The sequence below is a fragment of the Burkholderia sp. genome, assembly GCF_018375725.1.
Taxonomy (GTDB): Bacteria; Pseudomonadota; Gammaproteobacteria; order Burkholderiales; family Burkholderiaceae; genus Burkholderia.
The window spans coordinates 1-1,989 of the sequence record NZ_JAHACR010000478.1 but is presented as its reverse complement, the minus strand read 5'-3'; the positions used below and the strand labels follow the sequence as shown (position 1 = coordinate 1,989).

The window sequence follows — 1,989 nt, the reverse complement described above, 5'->3', positions numbered from 1 at the left end:
CCCGCCGCGCAGAGTCCTGCCGTGGCCAGGCCGCGCATGAGCAGCCCGAGCATGCGGGATGGTGTTCGCAAAGCGCTCATTTCAAACCTCGCACATCGAGTCCGAATGTTCGGACAATTCCCCCGACAATGAGAAAAATGACGTGGTGCGTGCTTTTATTTGTTGGGTTGACGGTCCTTCGCCGTCCGGTTCGCGCTGGTGTCGTTCGGATGCGGTCCCGATGACTGGAATTTCGGCTTGCCCCAGGATTCCTTGCCAGACGGCAACGAGCCGTGGCCGTGCGCGGACTTGCCGTCCGCGAGCGCGCTCGGCGCGGTGATCGCGGTCGCTGCGATCAGGCCCAGGAAAAGGCAGGGCAGCAGTGCGACCAGCCAGAGTAAAGACCGTTTGCGTTCAAGGGGTTGCATAGTGCCCTCCTGACGAGGCTGACGTCATTCGACGCGTTACATATTTGATCCGGACAGACTGCACGAAGGAACCGAACTGCCGGGCCGCGTGCCCGGCGCGAACGCCGGTGCATGGATGCCGGGATGGCTCCGTTCCGCCCGACAGTCCGGCAACGCCATACGGGGAAAGCGCGGGAACCGCACGGGCAGCGGCGGCGCGCCGCGTCCGGGTTCGGCTCGCGCGTGCGATCGAGCCTGTCCATTGCAGAAAGCGAAGAGCGTGCCAATGGGCGCAAATACATGATTACATTGTTGTAATTTTCGGAAATGACGTCAGGTTGCCCAAAAACGTTTCGATGATGATCCATCCGGGCCGGCGTACGTGAAGGTGCGTGCGAGTCGATGACGGATCGGGCCGATGCCGCTGGCGGAATCCCGGTTCGGGCCGGCGTGTTTGGATCGACGGCAACGCGCGTGAACATGCGGCCGCATGACCATGGACGGCATCTCGTCGTCGGCAACGCGCCTTTCGGCTGCTGCAATGCCCGGCATGCTGCAAATTAGGGATTGTCCCGAGGCGCTATGATATCGGTCTGATGTAAATGCCCGCTGCAAATGTGTCGTCCGGGCAGGCCGGGCAGTGTGACTGATCGTGCCTGGCCTGGGTTTGATGGTTTGCGCGTTTCGCAGGGCATTGATTTTTCGAGAATGACATACGGCCAGCCATCGATGACAAGAACCCGACGAGAAACCGTTTCCCTGCGACGCGCGTGCGCGTCGCTTGCCCTTGCGGCGCTCCTGGCCGGATGCGCGTCGCAACCCGACGCGATCCAGCACAAGACCGGCTGGATGCGCGCCGAAGTGGCCGATGCCTATCTCTACGCGTACCCGCTCGTGCTGATGGATGTCGCGAAGGACGCCGCCACCGGCGGCGACGGCACGCAGCCCGGCCAGGCGCCGCTCAACACGCTGCGTCACGCGCAGGCGATGCCGCCGGTCGGCGCGGTCAATCCGCCGCTGCCGGGTGTCGATACGCTGGATTCGTGCGGCTGGCTCGACGTGGCCGCCGAGCCGGTGATCATGACGCTGCCCGACACGCGCGATCGCTACTGGGACGCGCGCGCGCTCGACATGTGGACCAACGTGCTGTGGTCGTCGAGCGCGGCGGTGCGCAGCCCGCACGGCGGCCGCGGCGCCCGTGTCCAGACGATCGCCTTCGCCGCGAAGGACTGGCAGGGCAAGCTGCCCGCCGGTGTCGCGCGTGTCGATGTGCCGTCGCGCAACGCGTGGCTCGAAGTGCGCCTGCAGACGAGCGGCGGCCGGGACCTGACCGCCGTGAAGAAGCTGCAGCGCGCGATCCGCCTCGTGCCGCTGTCGGTCTATACAGGCGCGGCGCGAGGCGCGTCGGTGGCGGTTCACGCAGGCAGCGCGCCCGCCGAGTCGGCGAGCGGCGGCACGCCGGCCGCGCAGGTCGCCGCGCTCGATCCGAAGGCGTTCTTCACGCGTTTCGCCGAGGCGCTGCAGGACAATCCGCTGCCCGCCGACGACACGCACGCGCAACGCATGCTCGACGACATCGGCGTGGCCGCAGGCTATCCGGTGC

Annotated in this window: 2 protein-coding genes; one reads left to right on the top strand and one right to left on the bottom strand. The window is 66.2% G+C overall.

The window, feature by feature from the left end; all coding sequences use genetic code 11:
• Nucleotides 1-155: 155 nt before the first annotated feature.
• A complete protein-coding gene (locus KH616_RS24600; protein ID WP_292253867.1) occupies nucleotides 156-407 on the bottom strand; it encodes a hypothetical protein in 252 nt (83 codons plus the stop codon).
• Nucleotides 408-1,115: 708 nt separating this feature from the next.
• Between KH616_RS24600 and KH616_RS24595 the strand changes: the two genes are divergently transcribed.
• Nucleotides 1,116-1,989, top strand: an 874-nt coding sequence (locus KH616_RS24595) for a DUF1254 domain-containing protein (protein ID WP_292253865.1), incomplete at its 3' end; no start/stop codon positions are given.

Excerpts from the sequence above, each read along its gene's own strand:
- KH616_RS24600 (WP_292253867.1), bottom strand. The coding sequence starts at position 407 with ATGCAACCCCTTGAACGCAAACGGTCTTTACTCTGGCTGGTCGCACTG.